The 20899-nt window shown below is 67.2% G+C and carries 17 protein-coding genes and 1 rRNA gene; 15 read left to right on the forward strand and 3 right to left on the reverse strand.

Annotation, left to right across the window (positions count from 1 at the left end; translation table 11 throughout):
* The first annotated feature begins 88 nt into the window (after window positions 1-88).
* Window positions 89-201 (forward strand): 5S ribosomal RNA (gene rrf, locus ISN75_RS01745).
* A gap of 635 nt (window positions 202-836) precedes the next feature.
* Here the strand turns inward: rrf and ISN75_RS01750 are convergent.
* Window positions 837-1772 carry a carbohydrate kinase family protein gene (locus ISN75_RS01750; protein WP_167258491.1) on the reverse strand — a complete coding sequence of 312 codons (936 nt, stop codon included), beginning with the start codon at window positions 1770-1772 and terminating at the stop codon, window positions 837-839.
* 273 nt (window positions 1773-2045) lie between these two features.
* Between ISN75_RS01750 and ISN75_RS01755 the strand changes: the two genes are divergently transcribed.
* The 13 genes from ISN75_RS01755 to ISN75_RS01815 all read left to right on the forward strand — a co-directional run bounded on the left by ISN75_RS01755 (window position 2046) and on the right by ISN75_RS01815 (window position 16305).
* The gene (locus tag ISN75_RS01755; protein ID WP_167258493.1) at window positions 2046-3092 is read left to right on the forward strand and encodes a rod shape-determining protein; all 1047 of its coding nucleotides are present in this window, start codon (window positions 2046-2048) and stop codon (window positions 3090-3092) included.
* 18 nt (window positions 3093-3110) lie between these two features.
* Window positions 3111-4106: a rod shape-determining protein MreC gene (gene mreC / locus ISN75_RS01760; protein ID WP_343821804.1), complete on the forward strand. Its 996-nt coding sequence runs from the start codon at window positions 3111-3113 to the stop codon at window positions 4104-4106.
* Window positions 4103-4591, forward strand: coding sequence for a rod shape-determining protein MreD (gene mreD / locus ISN75_RS01765; RefSeq protein WP_167258497.1), 489 nt, complete (start codon window positions 4103-4105; stop codon window positions 4589-4591). The genes mreC and mreD overlap by 4 nt, the downstream gene beginning before the upstream one ends.
* A gap of 4 nt (window positions 4592-4595) precedes the next feature.
* Complete coding sequence (mrdA, locus tag ISN75_RS01770) at window positions 4596-6623, forward strand: penicillin-binding protein 2 (RefSeq protein WP_167258499.1); 2028 nt, start codon at window positions 4596-4598, stop codon at window positions 6621-6623.
* The gene (rodA, locus tag ISN75_RS01775) at window positions 6620-7738 is read left to right on the forward strand and encodes a rod shape-determining protein RodA (protein WP_167258501.1); all 1119 of its coding nucleotides are present in this window, start codon (window positions 6620-6622) and stop codon (window positions 7736-7738) included. The genes mrdA and rodA overlap by 4 nt, the downstream gene beginning before the upstream one ends.
* Window positions 7739-7874: 136 nt before the next feature.
* Window positions 7875-8861 (forward strand): lytic murein transglycosylase B, encoded by a 987-nt coding sequence (gene mltB, locus ISN75_RS01780; protein WP_423385118.1) that lies wholly within the window; start codon window positions 7875-7877, stop codon window positions 8859-8861.
* Window positions 8858-9817, forward strand: a complete 960-nt coding sequence (locus tag ISN75_RS01785; RefSeq protein ID WP_168649630.1) for a septal ring lytic transglycosylase RlpA family protein — start codon at window positions 8858-8860, stop codon at window positions 9815-9817. The genes mltB and ISN75_RS01785 overlap by 4 nt, the downstream gene beginning before the upstream one ends.
* Before the next feature lie 58 nt (window positions 9818-9875).
* Entirely contained in the window at window positions 9876-11114 is a 1239-nt protein-coding gene (locus ISN75_RS01790; RefSeq protein WP_167258507.1) for a D-alanyl-D-alanine carboxypeptidase family protein, read from the forward strand.
* A gap of 15 nt (window positions 11115-11129) precedes the next feature.
* Window positions 11130-11420 carry a YbeD family protein gene (locus tag ISN75_RS01795; RefSeq protein WP_167258509.1) on the forward strand — a complete coding sequence of 97 codons (291 nt, stop codon included), beginning with the start codon at window positions 11130-11132 and terminating at the stop codon, window positions 11418-11420.
* A gap of 142 nt (window positions 11421-11562) precedes the next feature.
* Entirely contained in the window at window positions 11563-12231 is a 669-nt protein-coding gene (gene lipB, locus ISN75_RS01800) for a lipoyl(octanoyl) transferase LipB (RefSeq protein WP_167258511.1), read from the forward strand.
* Between the two features lie 10 nt (window positions 12232-12241).
* On the forward strand, window positions 12242-13258 hold the full coding sequence (gene lipA / locus ISN75_RS01805; RefSeq protein WP_167258513.1) for a lipoyl synthase: 1017 nt from the start codon (window positions 12242-12244) through the stop codon (window positions 13256-13258).
* A 10-nt stretch (window positions 13259-13268) separates the two neighbouring features.
* Complete coding sequence (locus ISN75_RS01810; protein WP_167258515.1) at window positions 13269-15515, forward strand: carboxy terminal-processing peptidase; 2247 nt, start codon at window positions 13269-13271, stop codon at window positions 15513-15515.
* 148 nt (window positions 15516-15663) lie between these two features.
* A complete protein-coding gene (locus ISN75_RS01815; RefSeq protein WP_168649626.1) occupies window positions 15664-16305 on the forward strand; it encodes a DUF4126 domain-containing protein in 642 nt (213 codons plus the stop codon).
* A gap of 140 nt (window positions 16306-16445) precedes the next feature.
* Here ISN75_RS01815 and ISN75_RS01820 read toward each other — a convergent pair whose 3' ends face one another.
* Window positions 16446-18200 carry a M1 family metallopeptidase gene (locus ISN75_RS01820; RefSeq protein WP_343821793.1) on the reverse strand — a complete coding sequence of 585 codons (1755 nt, stop codon included), beginning with the start codon at window positions 18198-18200 and terminating at the stop codon, window positions 16446-16448.
* A 222-nt stretch (window positions 18201-18422) separates the two neighbouring features.
* Here ISN75_RS01820 and ISN75_RS01825 point away from each other — a divergent pair, with 222 nt between their 5' ends.
* Window positions 18423-18788 carry an endonuclease domain-containing protein gene (locus tag ISN75_RS01825; protein WP_343821790.1) on the forward strand — a complete coding sequence of 122 codons (366 nt, stop codon included), beginning with the start codon at window positions 18423-18425 and terminating at the stop codon, window positions 18786-18788.
* Window positions 18789-18868: 80 nt separating this feature from the next.
* Here the strand turns inward: ISN75_RS01825 and ISN75_RS01830 are convergent, their stop codons facing one another.
* On the reverse strand, window positions 18869-20248 hold the full coding sequence (locus tag ISN75_RS01830; protein WP_343821789.1) for a leucyl aminopeptidase family protein: 1380 nt from the start codon (window positions 20246-20248) through the stop codon (window positions 18869-18871).
* Between the last annotated feature and the right edge of the window lie 651 nt (window positions 20249-20899).

Here is a 20899-nt window from a genome sequence, read left to right on the forward strand (position 1 = left end):
AGCGAACATCCCGATTCACCAGACGCTTGTCACTCGTTTACCCCTTTGCGGGGCTTGGCGCACCAAACTGCGCTGCCCCCACCCCTTCCCTGGCGACGATAGCGCTGTGGCCCCACCCGATCCCATCCCGAACTCGGAAGTGAAACGCAGCTGCGCCGATGGTAGTGTAGCTTGCTATGCAAGAGTAGGTCATCGCCAGGGGCTTTATCCTAAAAACCCTCACCGTCTCGGTGAGGGTTTTTTCTTGGTCCGAACATAATCACTGCATTAGCTCCGCCATGTGCTCGATATCCACGCCGTCATTAGCACTCGATGCGGCACGAGTTAATCCGAATAGATAATCTGCAGCAGCCTTCAAGTCGAAAATGCGGCGCTCTCGCGTCAGCAATGCAGGCCTGCAGCGCATGGCAGACGTTCCACTCATTGAGCTCGACTCGAAGCGCCCGTCGTATCTGCCAGCAAACACAGGTGCGTAGCGGTATCAGCGTTTTCGCGCTAGGCAAAGCTAGCGAAATCGATCCACTTGCCCGCCTTGCAACTCAAAGTCAGCGCCGACGGCCAGCATCGTCACGGATTTTGTATCCGCCGCGGCGTGATCGATGCGATAGCGATCCAGGGTAAAGAGCCGGGCCATCGCGACCTGGCGATCGGTCTAGCACCAGATCAGTCCCGGTAACGACTGGCTGCGTGCCAACGGGCAACGCACCACCAAAGCCAGACGGCTTCAAAAGAAGTGCTACCAAGCAAGTCCCAAAACAAAAAAGGCCTCCCATCCAGGAGGCCTTTTCCACATCAACTTGAATTAACCAACCCAAGTCAATTTGAATTAACTGAGGTCAATCCAACCCATACCCAAACTGTTCCTCAAACTCCGTCGCAAACAGCGCGTAATCGAAGCGCTGATTCTGCGTCCCCGGATATTCGACCTTGAGCGCACCCATCAGCGACGCCATCCGTCCGATCGTCGGCCAATCCTTCCCGCGCATGATCCCGAAGATCAGGCCCGCACGATAAGCATCGCCACAGCCGGTGGGATCCACCACCTTGCGTTCGCGCGCCGGCGGGATCTCGTGCGTGATGCCATCGGTATGAATCAGCGACCCACGCGGACCCAGCGTCACGATGTATGCCTTCACCCGGCTCGCGATGTCTTCCGCACTCCAGCCCGTACGCGACTGCAGCAGCTGCGACTCGTAATCGTTGACGATCACATACGTCGACTTCTCGATCATCGAGCGGAACTCATCGCCGTTGAACAACGGCATCGCCTGGCCCGGATCGAAAATAAACGGCACATTCCGCGCCGAAAACTCATCCACGTGCTGCAGCATCGCATCGCGGCTATCCGGCGCGACAATCGCGAAGCTGATCTCAGGAATATCCCGCACATGATTTTCGTGCGCGCTCAACATCGCACCGGGATGGAACGCCGTAATCTGGTTGTTATCCAGATCCGTGGTGATAAAGCACTGCGGCGTGAACTGGTCGCCGAACTCGCGCACATAATCCAGGCGGATCCCGCATTCCTGCATATGCGCCCGATACGGGCCGAAATCCTGGCCCACCGTGGCCACCGGCAGCGGATCGGCGCCGAGCAGCTTCAGGTTATAGGCGATATTGCCGGCGCAACCGCCGAACTCGCGACGCATCCGCGGCACCAGGAACGACACGTTCAGGATGTGCACCTGGTCGGGCAGGATGTGGTTCTTGAACTGGTCCTGGAAGACCATGATGGTGTCGTATGCCAACGAACCGCAGATAACGGCAGACATGATTCGTGGGTGTCCCCGGGCTAGTGAACGGGCCGCGCAAGCGCGGTCGGACCAATGGCCGGGATACCGTCCCGGCCAAAGTTGCGAATTTTACCGATATCCGATCGCCAGGGCGATCACTCTTTGAAAAATCCAACTCATGCGGCCTGCGCGAAAGTTGGCATATCACCCCGTCGTACAAGGCTTTCTTAACGATATTGTCCTTGCGCGCAAGTGTCCGCGTCTTTAGACTGGCGCGCTTACTTTTTAGCCAGATCGACGCACGGCGGCCCCATGTTCAAGAAGTTTCGCGGGATCTTCTCCAACGACATCTCCATCGATCTGGGCACAGCCAATACGCTGATTTATGTGCGTGGACAGGGCATCGTTCTGAACGAACCTTCCGTAGTCGCTATCCGCCAGGATCGTGGCCCGGGCGGCCCCCGCGCCGTCGCCGCCGTCGGCAGCGACGCCAAGAAGATGCTGGGCCGCACCCCCGGCAACATCGCCACCGTGCGTCCGATGAAGGATGGCGTGATCGCCAACTTCTCCATGACCGAGGCGATGCTGCAGCACTTCATCAAGCAGGTCCACCGTTCGCGCCTGCTGCGTCCTAGCCCGCGCGTGCTGGTCTGCGTGCCCTGCGGCTCCACCCAGGTGGAGCGCCGCGCCATCAAGGAATCGGCCGAAGGCGCCGGTGCCCGCGACGTGTTCCTGATCGAGGAGCCCATGGCCGCCGCGATCGGCGCCGGCATCCCGGTGCACGAGGCGCGCGGCTCGATGGTGCTGGATATCGGCGGCGGCACCTCCGAAGTGGCGGTGATTTCGCTCAACGGCATCGTCTACTCGCAGTCGGTCCGCGTCGGCGGCGACCGCTTCGACGAGGCCATCATCAACTACGTGCGCCGCAACCACGGCACGCTCATCGGCGAATCCACCGCCGAGCGCATCAAGATGGAGATCGGCTGCGCGTTCCCGCAGACCGACGTGCGCGAGATCGAAATCTCCGGCCGCAACCTGGCCGAAGGCGTGCCGCGCATGTTCACCATCAACTCCAACGAGGTGCTGGAAGCGCTGCACGAGCCGCTGTCCGGCATCGTCGCCGCGGTGAAGTCGGCGCTGGAGCAGACCCCGCCGGAGCTCTGCTCCGACGTGGCCGAGCGCGGCATCGTGCTCACCGGCGGCGGCGCCCTGCTGCGCGACCTGGACCGCCTTATCTCCGAAGAGACCGGCCTGCACGTGATGGTGGCCGACGAGCCGCTCACCTGCGTGGCCCGTGGCGGCGGCAAGGCGCTGGAGCTGATCGACCAGCACGGCAGCGACTTCTTCGCCGCCGAATAAGCGCTAAAGGGGCAGGGGATGGCACTCGCTCGCGAGGACTCCTCGCCCCTGTTTGCCGGCACGGTTGCCGGCACCCTGCGCCTCATCCTCTATCTCGCGTTCGCCATGGTGCTGATGGTCCTGGACCATCGCAACGGCTGGATGTGGCGTATCCGCTACACCACCTCGGCCGTGGTCGAACCGGTCTACCGCCTCGCCGGCATGCCCGCCGCCGGCATGCGCAACCTCAGCGTGGCCTTCGCCGACCGCCAGCTGCTCACCGAGCAGAACCAGCGCCTGCGCGAAGACCTGCTGCTGGCCAACGCCAAGCTCAATCGCATGGCCTCGGTGGCCGAGCAGAACGAGCGCCTGAAGGAGCTGTTGGCCACCCAGCACAGCCTGGAACTCAACGTCCAGCTGGCCCGCGTCATCGACGTGGACCTGGGCAGCTACCGCCACCGCATGCTGGTCAATGTCGGCGAGCGCGACGGGGTGAAGAAGGGCCAGGTGGTGATCGACGCGCACGGCGTGATCGGCCAGGTGGTGGAAGTGATGCCGCGCACCTCGCTGGTCATGCTGGTGACCGATCCGGACCACGCCATCCCCGTGGTGGTGGAGCGCACCGGCCTGCGCACCGTGGCCTACGGCTCGCGCGACGGCGACCTGCTCAGCCTGCCCAACATTTCCATGGCCGCCGACGTGCGCCCGGGCGACAAGCTGCTTACTTCCGGCCTCGGCGGCCGTTTCCCGCCGGGCTTCCCGGTGGGCGAAATCCGCGGCGTGGAGCCGGGCGCTTCGGGCATGTTCCTGGAAGGCCGCGCGCGTCCCACCGCCGATCTGGACCGCAGCGAGGACGTGCTGATCCTGCACGACCAGGCCGAACCCGCCGGCCCGCCGGAACCCGCCACCCAGGCCGGCCCGCCGGCCGACCTCGCACCCGCCCCGGCCGCCACCGCAGCCACGCTGCCGCGCGTCACGCCCATCTCGGCTACTCCTGCCTCGGCAACCCCCGCCTCCGCGAGCACCGTGCCATGAACAAGCAACGCGTTGGCCTGCTCTGGTTCTCCGGTTCCCTGGCATTCGCCCTGCTGTCCATGCTCGTGCCGCTGCCCGGCGCGCTGCAGCCGTTCAAGCCGTACTGGCCGGCGCTGTTCCTGCTGTACTGGGCGCTGGAAGCCGGCGACCAGCGCGTCAGCCTGGGCCTGGCCTTCTGCATCGGCCTGTGCGCGGACCTGCTCGACGGCGTGCTGCTCGGCGAGCAGGCCATGCGCCTGTGCGCGCTGGTGTTCATCGCGCTGCGTTTCCGCTCGCGGCTGCGCTTCTTCCCGATGTGGCAGCAGACCCTGGCCGTGCTGGCCCTGCTGCTGAACGACCGCGTGGTGCTGCTGATCGTGCGCGCCTTTGCCGGCGAATCGTTCCCGCCCGCCACCTGGTGGATCTCGCCGTTCGTCGGCGCCGCGCTCTGGCCGTTCCTGTTCCTGCTGATGGACGACCTGCGCCTGCGGCTGCGCCTGCAATAGCGCCATGGCCCTGCGTCGCCGCTCGATCAAGGACTCCCGGGGCGAAAGCACCCTATTCCGTTGGCGCGCCTTCGTCGGCTTCGCGCTGATCCTGCTCGGCCTTTCCGTGCTGGTGGTGCGCTACAGCTACCTGCAGGTGCAGCGCCATGACGAGTTCGCGCTGCGTTCGGAGAACAACCGCGTCAAGCCGCGCGCCATCCCGCCCGCACGCGGGCTGATCTTCGACCGCAATGGCGTGCTGCTGGCCGACAACGTGCCGGCCTTCCGCCTCGAAGTGGTGCCCGAGCAGGTGCCCGACATGCCGGCCATGCTGGCCGGCATCCGCGACGTGATCCCGCTCGGCGACGACGACGTCGAAGCCTTCCGCAAGCAGCTCAAGCAGAACCGCCGCTTCGACAGCGTGCCGCTGAAGCTGCACCTCACCGAAGACGAGATCGCCCGCTTCGCCATCAACCGCTGGCGATTCCCGGGCCTGGACGTGGTGCCGTACCTCACCCGCCGCTACCCGTACGGGCAGCTGTTCGCGCACGTCATCGGCTATGTCGGCCGCATCGACGCCGACGACCTCAACCGCCTCGACCCGGACCGCTACAAGGGCACCAGCCACGTCGGCCGCAGCGGCCTGGAGCGCTCCTACGAGGACATGCTGCACGGCGAGCCCGGCTACGAGCTGGTCGAAGTGAACGCCGACGGCCGCGTGCAGCGCGTGCTGGAAACCCACGCGCCCAAGCCCGGCAAGAATCTGTACCTGAGCATCGATGCGCGCGTGCAGAAGGCCGCCACCGACGCCTTCGCCGGCCGCCCGGGCTCGGCGGTGGCGATCGACCCGCGCAACGGCCAGGTCATGGCCATGGTCAGCGTGCCCAGCTTCGACCCCAACCTGTTCGTCAACGGCATCAGCAAGACCGACTACGTCGCCTACACCACCGCCGAAGACAAGCCGCTGCTCAACCGCGCATTGAAGAGCGCCTACCCGCCAGGCTCCACGGTCAAGCCGTTCCTCGCGCTGGGCGGCCTGGAGTACGGCGTGCGGCGGCCGGAAGACACCGTGCTTTCCACCGGCGAGTTCTGCATCCCCGGCCAGCAGCGCTGCTATCGCGACGACAAGCGCGGCGGCGACGGCGTGGTGAACATGGTGCGCGCCATCCAGCACTCCACCAACACCTACTTCTACAAGCTCGCGCTGGACCTGGGCATCGACCGCCTCAGCGCCTGGATGGGCAGTCTCGGCTTCGGCCACAAGACCGGCATCGACCTGCTCGGCGAAGTCGAAGGCATCCTGCCTTCGCGCGAATGGAAGGCCACGCGCAGCAAGTACGGCTGGTTCCCGGGCGAGACCATCCTGGCCGGCATCGGCCAGGGCTACTGGAACGTCACCACCCTGCAGCTCGCCCACGCCACGGCCACCTTTGCCGGCCACGGCACGCCGTATGCGCCGCGCCTGGTGATGGCCACCTCGGCGGTGAAGGAGTCGCGCGTGCCGCTGCCCAATCCGCCCAGCGGTCCCACCCTGATCCACAAGGACAACTACTGGAACGTGGTGAACCAGGGCATGGAAGCGGTGATCACCGAAGGCACCGGCAAGGGCCAGTTCACCGGCTTCCCCTATGTGGTGGCCGGCAAGAGCGGCACGGCGGAGCGTTTCTCCCGCCGCAGCAACGACTACGACAACAACAAGAACACCGCCTACCTGGCCACCCGCCACCGCGCCTGGTTCATCGGCTACACGCCCACCGACGCGCCGCGCATCGCCGTGGCCGCGATGCTCGAACAGGGCGCGTGGGGCGCGTCGGACGCCGGCCCCATCGTGCGCAAGATCATGGAAGCCTGGCTGGCCAGCCAGGGCGGCGCCGTGCCCGCGCGCAATGCGCCGGAGCAGGGCGGCCTGCCGGCCAACGCCAGCAGCGTGCCGGAGGTGCCGGAAGACACGCCGATGGCCACGCCCGCCGATGTGCCGGCGCAGTTGCCGTCCGATCGTGATCAGAGCGGGCACGACGACAGCGGCCAGCAGGACGACGGAGGCCATCAATGATCGACGAACTCCAGGTCCGCCTGACCCGCTTCCTGCGCCGCCTGCTGACGCGTCCGCGCATCGACCTGCCGCTGGCCTTCGGCCTGCTGCTGCTGGCCATCACCGGCCTGGTCACGCTGTACAGCGCCAGCGGCGGCAGCATGGCGATGATCACCGGCCAGGCCGCGCGCTTCGTCATCGGCGGCATGCTGCTGCTGCTGATCTCGCGCATCCCGCCCTCGGTGCTGCGCGGCTGGACGCCCTGGCTCTACGCCGGCAGCGTGTTCCTGCTGATCGTGGTGGCCGGCGTGGGCGAGATCCGCAGCGGCTCCAAGCGCTGGCTCAACCTGGGCGTGATGTCGTTCCAGCCGTCGGAGCTGCTCAAGCTCACCGTGCCGATGATGGTGGCGTGGTACCTGCACCCGCGGCAGCTGCCGCCGTCGTGGAAGGACATCGTCACGGTCGGCATTCTCATCGGCATTCCCGCCGCCCTGATCGCCGAGCAGCCGGACCTGGGCACCGCCGTGCTGGTCTCCGGCGCCGGCGCGTTCGCGCTGTTCCTGTCCGGCATGGCCTGGTGGAAGATCGGCAGCCTGCTCGCCGCGGTGGGCGGCATGGTGCCGGTGGCCTGGCATTTCCTGCACGAATACCAGCGCAACCGCGTGCGCACCTTGCTCGATCCGGAATCGGACCCGCTGGGCAACGGCTGGCACATCATCCAGTCGCAGATCGCGGTGGGTTCCGGCGGCCTGTTCGGCAAGGGCTGGCAGCACGGCACGCAGTCGCGCCTGGACTTCCTGCCCGAGCACACCACCGACTTCATCTTCGCGGTGTTCGCCGAGGAGTTCGGCCTGGTCGGCGTGGCCGCGGTGATGGCGCTGTACGCCTTCATCATCGGCCGCTGCCTGTGGATCGCCATGGAAGCGCGCGAAACCTATTCGCGCCTGCTCGCCGGCGCCATCGGCATGAGCTTCTTCGTCTACGTGTTCGTCAACGGCGGCATGGTCGCCGGCATGTTGCCGGTGGTTGGCGTGCCGATGCCGCTGATCAGTTACGGCGGCACCTCGGCCGTGTCGCTGCTCACCGGCTTCGGCGTGCTGATGTCGATCCACGCCAACCGCAAGATGCACGACTGAGCCGCGCCGCGGCGGTTCGCGTCACTGAACCGGCTCCGCGCACGCCCGCTTTCCGCCAGGGTTTGCGCCGCCATGCGTGCTAGGCTCTTGCGCGCACAGCGTTTTACAGCGAAGTAGCCTGATGACCGAGATTGCCATGCCCCGTCCCCTGCAATGGATTGCCGCCCTGGGCCTCGCCGCCGCTGCCGCACTGACGACAGCCCAGGCCCAGACCCACCCGGGACAGGCGCAGCTGGTCGCCGAAGTCGCCAAGGAAACCGGCAAGGATCCGGCCCGGTTGAACGCCTTGCTCGACGGCGCGAAGAAACAGCAGAGCATCCTCGACGCCATCAGCCGCCCGGCCGAAGCCAAGCCGTGGAAGGACTACCGGCCGATCTTCATCACCGACAAGCGCATCGACGACGGCATCGCGTTCTATCTGCAGCACCTCGAGCTGGTCGAGCGCATCGGCAGGAAATACGGCGTGGCGCCGGAATACATCGTGGCCATCGTCGGCGTGGAAACCTTCTACGGGCGCAACACCGGCAAGTACAAGGTGCTCGATGCGCTGGTCACGCTGGGCCTGTATTACCCGCCGCGCGCCGCGTTCTTCCGCGAGCAGCTGAAGGTGCTGCTGAGCCTGCCGGACAGCATGCTCGCCGGCCCGCCGGATACGCTCACCGGTTCCTATGCGGGTGCGCAGGGCTGGGGCCAGTTCATGCCGTCGAGCATCCGCGACTTCGGCGTGGACGAGGACGGCGACGGCCATATCGACCTGCACGATTCGCTGCCGGACGTCCTCGGCAGCGTCGCCAACTATTTCGCCAGGCATGGATGGGTCACCGGCGCGCCGGTGGTGGCGCGCGCGCAGCCCGACGCCGCCGCGCGGCCGATCGAAGTGAAGGATTCCAAGCCGCAGTGGCCGCTGGAGCAGCTGATGGCCTGGGGCTATGCGCCGCTGCAGCCGATGGATCCGGGCCTGGGCAGCAGCCTGCAGTCGCTGCAGGGGCCGTACGGGCCGGAGTACTGGTTCACTTTCCAGAACTTCTACGTGATCACCAAGTACAACCGCAGCCCGCTGTACGCGCTGGCGGTGCACCAGCTCGCCCAGGCCATTGCCGACGGCGTGCGGGAGCGTCGATGAAACCTAGCCTCGCGCTGCCGCTGCTGGCGGTCGCCATGCTCGCCCTGGCCGGTTGCGGCGGCAGCAAGCCGCGGCCGTCGAAATCCGGCGGCTATACGCCGGGGCGCAGCAGCAGCGGCGGGGCGTACCGGCCGTCGCCGGAGGGCGGTTCGCGCCGCGGCGTCGACGACGACGTCAGCCGCCCGCAGAGCAGCCGCTACCGCGACAACGCCGACAGCGTGCCGGATGGCCCGCCGCCGGACATCAGCAAGCTGGTCGAGCCCGTGCCGAAAGTGGAACCGCGCGCGCTGTACGGCAACAAGTCGCCCTACAGCGTGCTCGGCCAGACCTACACCGTGCTGCCGAACGCGAGCGGCTACGTGGAGCGCGGCATCGCCTCGTTCTATGGCAACAAGTTCCACGGCTACAAGACCTCGAGCCTCGAGGAATACGACATGTACCAGTTCAGCGCGGCGCACAAGACGCTGCCGCTGCCGAGCTACGCGCGCGTCACCAACCTGGAGAACGGCAAGAGCGTGGTCGTGCGCATCAACGACCGCGGGCCGTTCCACGACAACCGCCTGATCGATCTCTCCTACGCCGCCGCGGTGAAGATCGGCGTGTACCCGAAGGGCACCGGCCTGGTGGAAGTGCGCGCGATCACGCCGGGCGAGCCGCTGCAGGACCTGCCGCCCCCGCCGCCCGCACCCGTTGCCAGCAGCAGCGCCGGTGCGCCGCCGAAGCCCGGCATCTACCTGCAGGTCGGCGCCTTCGCCGACAACGCCAATGCCGAGCGCGTGGCGCAGAAGCTGCGCAGCGCGAATTTCGCGCCGGTACAGGTGGTGGATGCCCAAATCAACGGCCGCAGCGTGCGGCGCGTGCGGGTGGGACCCATCGCCGACGTCGACAGCGCCGACGAAGTCACCGCCAGGATCGAAGACATGGGACTGCCGCGTCCGCAGGTCGCGGTAGACTGACGCATTGCCCTTCCGGCGCTCCGGCGCCAGCCCTATCGAAACCGGACCTCTCAGAACGATGAATCTCCTCCGCCGTACCCTCGCTCCGTTTGCCATCGCCGCCCTGGTGATCGGCACCGCCGCCGTCGCCCAGCAGACGCCCCCGAAGCCCGCGCCCGTGCCGCGGCCGGTGGTGGCCGAAGCGCCGGTGCCGCCGCCGCCGGACGTGGACGGCAAGAGCTGGGTGCTGATGGACTACGCCACCGGCCAGGTGCTCGCCGCCAAGGACCCCGACGTGCGCGTGGAGCCGGCCTCGATCACCAAGGTGATGACCGACTACGTGGTCTCGGCCGAGGTCGCCAACGGCAAGGTCCACATGAACGACCAGGTGACCATCAGCGAGAACGCCTGGCGCAGCGGCGGCGCCGGCACCGACGGTTCCACCAGCTTCCTCAAGCTCAACAGCCAGGTGCCGCTGAAGGACCTGCTGTACGGCATGATCATCCAGTCCGGCAATGACGCCGCCATCGCGCTGGCCGAGCACACCGCCGGCAGCGAAGGCGCGTTCGCCAACCTGATGAACGCGTACGCCAAGCAGCTGGGCATGGTCAATTCCAACTTCCAGAACGCTTCCGGCTACCCGATCGCCAACCACTACACCACCGCCCGCGACATCGCCCTGCTGTCGCGCGCGCTGATCCACGACTTCCCCGAGGACTACGCCATCTCGGCGGTGAAGGACTTCGAGTGGAACGGCATCAAGCAGCACAACCGCAACCTGCTGCTGTGGCGCGACCCCAGCGTCGACGGCATCAAGACCGGCCACACCGCCGCCGCCGGCTTCTGCCTGGCCGCCTCGGCCAAGCAGGGCGAGGCGCGCATGATCGCCATCGTGATGGGCGCCAGCAGCGAGAAGGCGCGCGCCGATGCCGCGCTGGCGCTGATGAACTACGGCTTCCGCTTCTACGAAACCCACAAGCTCTACGACGCCAACAAGCCGCTGGCCACGCCGCGCCTGTGGAAGGGCAAGGCCGACCAGGTGCCGCTGGGCGTGGGCGAGAACGTGCTGGTCACCGTCAAGCGCGGCGACTACGACAAGCTCAAGGCCACCGTGGACGTGCCCGCCACCCTCATCGCCCCGTTCACCAAGGGCCAGCAGATCGGCACGCTGCGCGTCACCCTGGACGGCCAGCCGGTGCAGAACCTGCCGCTGGTGGCGCTGGAGGACGCGCCGCAGGCCGGCTTCTTCGGCCGCCTGTGGGACAGCATCATGCTGTGGTTCCACAGCGACAAGAAGCCTGACGAAGCCAAGAAGTAAGCACGAGGTACCGCCATGCAGGACATCGATTCGATCAAGGCGCAGAACGAAGGCCAGGGTTTCCAGTTCCCCGGCGAATTCGAAATCACCGCCATGGGCAACGCCAATGCGGACCTGCCCAAGCGCGTGCCGGCGATCCTGGAGGGCATCGGCCTGCACGTGCTGCACGAGACGGTGAAGCACCGCAGCTCGCGCGAAGGCAATTTCCTCTCGGTCACGGTCAGCTTCCGCTGCGAGAACCGCGAGCAGTACGACCAGGCGCACGCCAGCCTGCGCGCCGACCCGGATATCCGCTTCACGCTGTAATCCCACGCGCGGGCCGGGTTTTCCCGGCCCGCGCCGTTTCGGGCCGGCCGTATCGGTGCCGCGGAGACGCGCTCCGCGCCCTTGCAAGCCCCGGAACCCGGCCGCACCTCATCCCGACCCTCTACGTTTCCCGGTTGTCCCCATGTCCCAGCCGCTGAAAATCCGCCGCCTCGGCCGCCAGCCCTACGAGGCGACCTGGAAGGCCATGAGCGCGTTCACCGACCAGCGCGGCCCCGACACCCCCGACGAGCTGTGGGTGCTGGAGCACGATCCGGTGTTCACCCTGGGCCAGGCCGGCAAGATGGAACACGTGCTGGCGCCCGGCGAGATCCCGGTGGTGCCGGTGGACCGCGGCGGCCAGGTCACCTATCACGGCCCCGGCCAGATCGTGGCCTATCCGCTGATCGACCTGCGCCGCGCCGGCGTCGGCGTGCGCGAGATGGTGTGCAAGATCGAGCAGGCCATCATCGACACCCTGGAGCGCTGGAACATCGGCGCGGCCCGCCTGGACGGCGCCCCCGGCGTCTACGTGGCCGGCGCCAAGGTGGCCGCCCTGGGCCTGCGCGTGCGGCGGGGCTGCAGCTTCCACGGCCTGGCCTTCAACGTGAACATGGACCTGGAGCCGTTCCACCGCATCAACCCTTGCGGCTACAAGGGTTTGCAGGTCACCCAGGTGCTAGACTTGGGCGGTCCGTCGCGGCTGGCGGAGGTGGAAGACGCACTGGTCGAGGAGTTCTGCCGCCAGTTCGATTTCACCGCCGAGTCCGCCGCTCCCGTCATCCCCGAACTACCCGCTCGCGTAGCGGTCTGAGCTTGCCTACATGAGCGATATGTCCCCCTCCAAGGTCATCCCGATCAGCGTCGTCAGCGGCACGCCCGCCGACAAACAAGCGGTCGAAAAGCAGCTCGGCAACGACAAGATCGCGCGCAACCGCGCCGGCTTCGAAACCGACACCCCCGTGCTGCGCAAGCCCAGCTGGATCCGCGTGCGCCTGCCGCAGGGCAACGCCGTGCAGCAGCTGAAGGCGCGCCTGCGCGAGAACTCGCTGGTGACGGTGTGCGAGGAAGCCTCCTGCCCGAACATCCACGAGTGCTTCAGCAAGGGCACCGCCACCTTCATGATCCTCGGCGAGGTGTGCACCCGCCGCTGCTCGTTCTGCGACGTGGCCCACGGCCGTCCGGCCGCGCCCGATCCGCTCGAGCCCGCCCGCCTGGCCGAGACCATCCGCGACATGCGCCTGCGCTACGTGGTGATCACCTCGGTCGACCGCGACGACCTGCGCGACGGCGGCGCCGAGCACTTCGCCGCCTGCATCCGCGCCACGCGCCATGCCAGCCCCGACATCAAGATCGAGATCCTCACGCCCGACTTCCGCGGCAAGGGCCGCATGGAGCGCGCGCTGGAAGTGCTGAAGGATTTCCCGCCGGACGTGTTCAACCACAACCTGGAAACCGTGCCGCACCTCTACCGCGAAGTGCGCCCCGGCGCGGACTACCAGTGGTCGCTGGACCTGCTCAAGCGCTTCAAGGCGCAGCATCCGGAAGTCCCCACCAAGTCCGGCATCATGCTGGGCCTGGGCGAGACCATGGAGCAGGTGCTGGAGACCATGCGCGATCTACGCGCCCATGACGTGGACATGATCACCATCGGCCAGTACCTGCAGCCCACGCCGCATCACCACCCGGTCGTGCGCTACTGGACTCCCGACGAATTCGAGGCGCTGCGCGAAGCCGGCGAGGCGATGGGCTTCGGCCACGTCGCTTCCGGCCCGCTGGTGCGCTCGTCCTATCACGCCGACCTGCAAGCCCACGCCGCTGGTGTCACCGAGCATGCCTAAAGAGAACTTCATGAAACTGCGTACCGTCTCGCTCGCATTGCTGCTCGCCTTCACCGTCGGCGGCGCGCAAGCGCAGTCGGCCGCGGACCTCACCGGCGGCACCACCGGCCGCAAGGCCTCGTCGCTGCCGCTGAAGGCCACGCTCACCCAGGCCCAGGCGGCGCAGCTTTCCGCGCGCTTCCTCACGCGTTTCCACTACGACGCGCAGCCGCTCGACGACGCCATGTCGGCCAAGATCTTCAAGGCCTACTTCGACGCGTTGGATGGTGAGAAGGTGTTCTTCACCCAGGCCGACATGGCCAAGTTCGCGCCGCTGAAGACGCAGTTCGACGACGCTATCTGGAACCAGGACCTCTCCGGCCCGTTCTCGGTGTTCAACCTCTACGTGCAGCGCGCCGTCGACCGCATGAGCTACGCGCGCGAGCTGCTCAAGAAGGGCTTCAAGCTCGACACCAACGAGACCTACGCCTACGACCGCAAGAAGGCCGACTGGCCCAAGGACCAGGCCGAGCTCGACACCCTGTGGCGCGAGCGCACCACCAACGACTGGCTGCGCCTGAAGCTGGCCGGCAAGAGCGACGACGAGATCCGCAAGACCCTGGACAAGCGCTACGCCAACTACATCGAGCGCGTGCGCCAGCTGGACGGCGAGGACGCGTTCCAGTCGTTCATGAACGCCTATGCCGAATCCACCGACCCGCACACCGACTACCTCGGCCCGCGCGCGGCGGAAAACTTCGACATCTCCATGAAGCTGTCGCTGGAAGGCATCGGCGCGGTGCTGGGCGTGCGCGACGAATACGTGGTGGTCAGCGAAGTGGTGCCGGCCGGCCCGGCCGCCAAGTCCGGCAAGGTGCATGCGGGCGACCGCATCGTCGGCGTGGGCCAGGGCGCCGACGGCGCCATCGTCGACGTGATCGGCTGGCGCAACGACGACGTGGTCAAGCTGATCCGCGGCAAGAAGGACACCACCGTGCGGCTGGAGATCCTGCCCGCCGACGTGGGCGTGGACGGCAAGCACGAGGTGATCTCGCTGGTGCGCCAGAAGGTCAGCATCGAAGAACAGGCCGCCAAGAAGAAGATCATCGAGATCAAGGACGGCAACGTCAGCCGCAAGATCGGCGTGATCGACCTGCCCACCTTCTATTCCGACTTCGGCGCGCGCCGCGAAGGCGACAAGAACTTCAAGAGCGCCACCCGCGACGTGTCCAAGCTGCTCGGCGAGCTGAAGCAGGCCGGCGTGGAAGGCGTGATCATGGACCTGCGCAACAACGGCGGCGGTTCGCTTACCGAGGCGAACGAGCTCACCGGCCTGTTCATCGACAAGGGCCCGGTGGTGCAGGTGCGCGATGCGCGCGGCCAGGTGGACGTGCAGGGCGACGACGATCCGGGCATGGCCTGGAGCGGCCCGATGGCGGTGCTGGTCAACCGCGGCTCGGCCTCGGCTTCGGAAATCTTCGCCGCCGCCATCCAGGACTACGGCCGCGGCCTGATCATCGGCCAGCCCACCTTCGGCAAGGGCACCGTGCAGAACCTGGTCGACCTCGACCGCTTCGCCAGCCGCACCAAGGAAAAGCCGCAGCTGGGCGAGCTGAAGATGACCATCGCCGAGTTCTTCCGCATCAACGGCGGCTCCACCCAGCTCAAGGGCGTGACGCCGGACATCGGCTTCCCCAAGAGCGGCGACGAGAAGGACTTCGGCGAATCCACCTACGACAACGCCCTGCAGTGGACGCAGATCGCGCCCGCGCCGGACTACAAGCCGGTGGCCGACCTGAAGGCCTACCTGGGCCAGCTGCAGGCCAAGCACGATGCGCGCGCGGCCAAGGCGCCGGGCTGGAAGCTGATGCTCGACGAGCTGGCGCAGTACCGGAAGATGCGCGACAAGACCACCATCTCGCTCAACCTCGCCCAGCGCCAGGCCGAGCGCAAGGAACAGGAAGGCATCCAGGCCGACTTCCGCGCCCGCCACAAGGCCATCGACGGCAACAGCTTCAACGACGACCGCGACGGCCTGGACGACGGCCTCAACCCGAACGAGCGCAGCCTGAAGTCCCAGCTCAAGCAGGAAGACGACGCCAAGAAGGCCGCCGACCCGCAGCTGGACGAAACGGCGCACATCCTGTTCGACGCCGTGGGCCTGATCAAGGGCGACGCCAAGCTGGCGGCCGAGGTGCTGCCGTACGGCGGCAAGTTCTCGCCGAGCGCCACCGCGGCGGCCACGCCGGAGACGAATGCGGCACCCGGTTCGCACTGAGCCTCGGCAGAGAAGTACAAAAGGCGGCGCGAAAGCGCCGCTTTTTTTATGCCCCATGCACCACCCGGCGTAGGTTGGGGTGAGCCGCAGGCGAACCCCAACCTACGCCTGTGCTACATAAGCGCCGACGCACCCGCGGAGGCCCGCCATGGACACGCTATCGAACGTCGCGCTCGCCGGCGGCCTGGCCTGGGCCAGCGGCGTGCGCCTCTACGCCACCGTCTTCCTGGCCGGCCTGCTCGGCCGTTTCGGCGTGGTGCACCTGCCGCCGGGGCTGGAGATGCTCGGCGACAATTGGGTGCTGATCGTCTCCGGCGTGCTGATGCTCGGCGAATTCCTCGCCGACAAGATTCCCGCGTTCGACAGCGCGTGGGATGCGATCCACACCTTTATCCGCATCCCCGCCGGGACGCTGCTGGCGTGGGGAGTGTTCAAGGACGCGTCGCCGGCGATGCAGGCTGCCGCGGCGCTGCTCGGCGGTGCGCTGGTGTCGAGCACGCATCTGGCCAAGTCCGGCACGCGCGCGCTGATCAACACCTCGCCGGAGCCTTTCAGCAACTGGGGCGCCAGCGTGAGCGAAGACCTCACCTGGGCCGGCATGTTCTACCTGATGTGGCAGCACCCGCTGGCGCTGCTGGTGGTGCTGGGCTTGTTCGTGGTGTTGATGGTGTGGTTGTTGCCGAAGATCGTGCGGGGGGTGCGGGTGGTGTTTCGTACGTTGCGGCGGTTGTTTGGTTCTTCGGCGGAGCCTTCCACCTCCCTCTCCCCTCCGGGGAGAGGGCCGGGGTGAGGGGGCGGGGCTTGCGGCCGGGTTCGGGCGAAGCGAGGTAGAGCTTTCAGGTAGCGGTAGCCCTCAGTGCTTCGCTCCGACCGGCCCCTCACCCCAACCCTCTCCCCGGAGGGGAGAGGGGGCAAAAGCAGGGCGGGCGATTACCCCTTCTTCGCCTTAGCCTGCTTCTCCATCTCTTCCTTCTTCCACTGCCGGTACGCGTCGACGTGCGGCAGGTCGCGCAGCACCTTGCTGCGCGGGTCCACCACCACCAGCGCGCCGGCCGGCGCCTTCAGCGAACCGTTGCCATCCGCCATCGGCAGCGTCTGCATGGCGTCGCCCACCTGCACCTCTACCGGCATCGGGAACGGCTTGTCGTGCGGCACCTTCCAGTGCAGCGACACCGTGTCGCCCTCGCGCTTCACTTCCAGCGCCGGCAATGCGGATTCGTACAGGTACACATCGAAGAACCAGCCCATATCCTTCCCGGTCACCTGCTTGACGATATCGATGTAATCGCGCGTCGTCGCATAGTGCGGTGCGAAATTGCCGGGCTTGGGATCCGGGCGGCCGTATACCAGCCGGCGCACCGTCTCGAAGAAGGCCTTGTCGCCGATCGTCTGCCGCAGCGTGTGCAGCATCAGCGAGCCCTTGTAGTAGATGTCGTTGGCCGGACCGGTGTCGGCGTCGTACACCTCGTGCTCGAACTGATGGCGGCCGGCCACGATCGGGTGCACGTTCTTCACCGCCGTGCGCTCGGTCTGCAGCATCGAGAAGTAGGGCATGTCGCCGTACAGATACTGGCCGTACAGCGGCTGCATATACGTGCCGAAACCCTCGTGGATCCACATGTCGTCCCAGTCGACATTGGTCACCTGGTTGCCGAACCACTCATGCGAGAACTCGTGCTGCAGCAGCCAGTCGAAGCCGAACTCGCTGCGCGGGTAGCCGTTGCCGTAGGCATTGATGGTCTGGTGCTCCATGCCCAGATGCGGCGTTTCCACCACGCCCATCTTCTCGTCGCCGAACGGGTAGGGGCCGATCTGCTCCTCGAAGAAGTCGAGCATGCGCGGAAACTCGCCGAACAGCTGCTTCGCCTGCGCCTCGTGGCCGCGCAGGTACCACATCTGCATCGGGATGGTGTTGCCGTAATGGCTCTTGTAGTCGCCCTTCAGCACGTCGAACGGGCCGATATTGAGCGAGATCGCATAGGTGGTCGGATGCTTGGCGCGCCAATGGTAGGTGTGATTCGCGCCCGCATCCTTGATGTCCACCAGCACGCCGTTGCCCGGCGCGGCCAGCGACTTGGGCACGGTGACATAGGTGTCGACCAGGTCGGGCTTGCCCATCGGATGGTCGATGCACGGCCAGAACATGTCGCAGCCTTCGCCTTCCACCGCGGTGGCGATCCACGGCTGGCCGTCCTCGGTCTTGGCCCATACGAAGCCGCCGTCCCAGGGCGCGCGCTTGGCCACGTGCGGCTTGCCGCCGTAGCGGATATCCACCGTGGTCTTGCCGCCCTTGGCCAGCGGCTTGGTCAGGGAAATCCGCAGGCGGCCGTCAGGGTTGCTCCAGGCGCTGGTCGGCAAGGCCTTGCCGTCCAGTGCGATGCCGCTGATCTTCAGCTCCGGATCCAGGTCCAGCAGCAGCACGTCGGTCGCTGCGCGCGCGCTGAAGGTGAGCCGCGCCGTGGCGTCCAGCGTCTCCTTGGGGATGTCCACCGCGAAGTGCAGCTCGGCGTGATCGAAGTTCAGCCGCTGCTGCTCGGCCGGCATTTCGCCGCCGGAACGCTGCGTCTGCGCGCTGAGCGGCGGCTGCTCGGGCAGCTTTTCCGGCGTGTCGGCGGCGAAGGCGGCGGGGGTGCCCAGCAGGGCGGCCAGGCCCAGGGCGAGCAGGCGGGGGCGAAGGGTCGGCATGGGGAGGCTCCCGGTGAGTGAAGTACTAAGCATGGCAGTGAAGTGTCCTAGGCAACATCGCCGAAGGTCATGCCGGCCGGCACTGGCGCCGGCCTACACGATGTCGCTGGAACCTGCCTTGCGGCCGTGGCGCGAACCGACCGTGCGGCGCGGCGACGCCCGATGGCCGGGGCAGGGGGCGCAGGCGCCCACTGTGCTTCCCCCGATCGCCAGGAACGCCCCATGCACCACCTCCGCCGCCAGGCCGACCAGCAACGCCAGCAATGCGTCCACGCCGAGCGCCGCCTGTGGCTGGCGCTGCAGGGCGAGGACACCGTCCGCTACCGCTTCCGCCGCCACCATCTGATCGCCGGTTATCTGGTCGACATGGTCTGCGTGCCGGCGCGGCTGATCGTCGAGATCGACGACGGTCGCGTGCAGGCCGCGCCGTGCTACCACTGCGCGCGCACCCGCACCCTCGAAGGCAAGGGCTACCGCCTGCGCCGCTTCCGCAGCGACGACGTGCTGCTGCGCCTGCAGCGCGTGCTGGCCGACATCGCCCACGAATTGGGCCGCGATGTCCACGGCTTCCGGTGTAGGTTGGGGTGAGCGCAGCGAACCCCAACGCATACCGCCGCCTGCCGATGCGCAACGTTGGAGTTCGCCTGCGGCTCACTCCAACCTGCGGGCTACGCCCGCGCGTAGCGCTTCTGCAGCAGCGCGAACAGCGCGCGCAGGCCCATCGCCTCGCCGCCGCGCGGACGGCCCGGGCGGTCGCCATCGTTCCATGCATACGTGTCCAGGTGCAGCCACGGCGTGGTGTCGGCGACGAAGCGCTCCAGGTACAGCGCCGCGGTGATCGCGCCCGCGTGGCGCGAGGCGCCGCTGTTGGCGAAGTCGGCGAGGTAGGAGTCGAGCATCTTGCGGTACGGACGCCACAGCGGCAGGCGCCACAGCGGGTCCTGCACGGCCTGGCCGGCGGCCAGCGCCTGCTCGGCCAGCTCGTCGCGGTTGGCGAACAGCGCCGGCAGGTCCGGCCCCAGCGCCACGCGCGCGGCGCCGGTGAGCGTGGCGAAATCCACGATCAGGTCCGGCTGCTGCTCGCCCGCATAGGTCAGCGCGTCGCACAGCACCAGGCGGCCCTCGGCGTCGGTGTTGTCGATCTCCACGCTGAGGCCGGCGCGGGTGATCACCACCTCGCCCGGACGCAGCGCATTGCCGCTCACCGCGTTCTCCACCGCCGGGATCAGCAGCTGCAGGCGCAGCGGCAGCTTCGCGTCCATGATCAGGCGCGCCAGCGCGATCGCGTGCGCGGCGCCGCCCATGTCCTTCTTCATCCAGCGCATGCCGTCGGCGGCTTTCAGATCCAGGCCGCCGGTGTCGAAGCACACGCCCTTGCCGACCACGGACAGCAGCGGATCGCCGCTCTTGCCCCAAGTCAGTTCGATCAGGCGCGGCGCGCGATGGCTGGCGCGGCCCACGGCGTGGATGGTGGGAAAGTTGGCCTTGAGCAGCTCGTCGCCGACCCACTCGCGCACCTTGGCCTTGTAGGCCTTGCCGAGCTGGTTCACCGCTTCGGCGAGCTGCTTCGGGCCCATGTCCTCGGTGGGCGTGTTGACCAGGTCGCGCACCTGCGCGGTGGCGTCGACCAGCGGGGCCAGCGTCTTCAGCTCGGCGGCCTTGACGGCCAGGGTGGCCGGTGCGCGCCTGGCCTTGCGGTAGCGGGTGAATTCGTAGGCGCCGAGGGCCCAGCCGAGGGCGGCCTGTGCGGGGTCGGCGAGTACGCCTTCGTCGGCAAGGTGGTAGCTGCCTTCGGGCAGCGTTTTCGGCAGGTGGGCGATGGCGTTGAGCGCATCGCCTGCGTCGACGCCGGCGAGCACGCGCTGCAGCTTGCCGTTGACGTCAGGGAGCAGGGCGATGCTGCCGGGGGCGGCTTCGAAGCCGGTTTGTTCCAGCCATTTGCGCTGGGCGGCGCTGAGGCGTTTTTTGCTGGCGGCGAGGTGGGTCGTGTCGGTGGTTTCGAGGGCGATGGTTTGGCGGTCGCCGGGTTTGCGTTCGATCAGGGACATGGGACTCCATCGCCGCGCGGGGGCGCGGCTTGCTTGGCGTGGCGCGCAATGATGCGCGCTTTTGGGTGGTTGGGCGACTGCGTCGCCACTTCCTAGCCGTCATTCCGGCGTAGGCCGGAATCCAGCCACTGTATGGCTTGGTTGTCGTGGTGAGGTTTGTGGGTCTCGCCTTTGGCGAGGGTTTCGCCCCGCTGCCGCGGGGCGAGTTACTTTTTCTCTGCGTGCCCAGAGAAAAAGTAACCAAAAAGAGAGGGCACCCTGCTTGGCGCCCTCCGGTGGCTACGCCACCTACGGGTCCGTGAGGGCTGGCCGGGCTTTTTGACAGGGCATCCTTGCCCTGATCAAAAAGGCGGGGACATCGTGTCCCCGCCCCCTGCGGGGCCTTTTCGTCCAGCCCTCACCGCCGGCGCCAAGGGGACCCGGGAGATCAAGAGCAAAAGCGCGCAAGCGGAACGCCGCGGCTGCGCCGCGTGCTCTTTGCTCGATTTTCGCGTTAATCGACATCCCCCTCTCCCCTCCGGGGAGAGGGTCGGGGTGAGGGGCCGGGCGGAGCAATGAGCTGAGGGTCGAGAAAGCCAAGAGCTTTTCTTCGCTTCGTTGAAGAGTCGTCGCTAGAGCGCTCCCTCATCTGCCTGCCGGCATCTTCCTCGC

Origin of the sequence: Dyella marensis (genome assembly GCF_049532885.1) — a bacterium.
Lineage (GTDB): Bacteria > Pseudomonadota > Gammaproteobacteria > Xanthomonadales > Rhodanobacteraceae > Dyella_D > Dyella_D marensis.